The organism is Luteitalea sp., from assembly GCA_009377605.1.
In the GTDB taxonomy this organism is placed as follows: Bacteria; Acidobacteriota; Vicinamibacteria; order Vicinamibacterales; family Vicinamibacteraceae; genus WHTT01.
In genome coordinates this window covers 1-561 of record WHTT01000338.1, presented here as the reverse complement: position 1 = coordinate 561, position 561 = coordinate 1, and the positions used below count along the sequence as shown (strand labels likewise).

Genomic DNA, 561 nt, shown 5'->3' with positions numbered 1-561 from the left:
CAGCTCGCCGCTGCGCTCGACGTGGTCGTCCAGCTGGCCCGTGATCGGGGCACCGGCCGCCGGCGGCTGGCCGAGGTCTGTGTGCTGATCCGCGGTCACGACGACCTGGTGCGTGCGGAGGCCGCGGCGACGTTCTCGCCCACCGGCGACCTGGTGGAGGGTCCCGCCACGGCGACGCTTCGCGCGTTGCTCGGGCAGCGAGGGGAGTCCTGGTGACCGCCGCGGCTGCGGCCGTCGTCTTGGCCGGAGCGGTGGGCTGGTTGTTCGCCGGCCCCGGGCGGTCGCGGCAGCGGCTGGCCCGGGTGCTCGGAGTTCCGCGAGGCGCGCCTCGCGGTGCGCTGTCTGATGTGGTGGGCGAGCTGGCTGCAAGTGTCCGGCGCCGGGTCCGTCGGGCGCATACGGAGGACGCGGCCCGGCGGGCGATCATCGAGCTCTGCACCGGGTTGGCCGGCGAGTTGCGCGCCGGGCGTGGCCCGGCCGAGGCGCTGCGGCTGGCGGTGGCCGCGCTCGCCCGCGCTGATCACGACGTGTTCGCCGGTCTGGTCACCGTGGCGGAGCGAG

At 76.3% G+C, this 561-nt stretch carries 1 protein-coding gene; it reads left to right on the top strand.

Features of this window, described 5'->3' with window-relative positions:
- Positions 1-302 precede the first annotated feature (302 nt).
- Positions 303-561 (top strand): hypothetical protein (locus tag GEV06_29195; protein MPZ21913.1); only part of this gene is annotated, 259 nt, incomplete at its 3' end.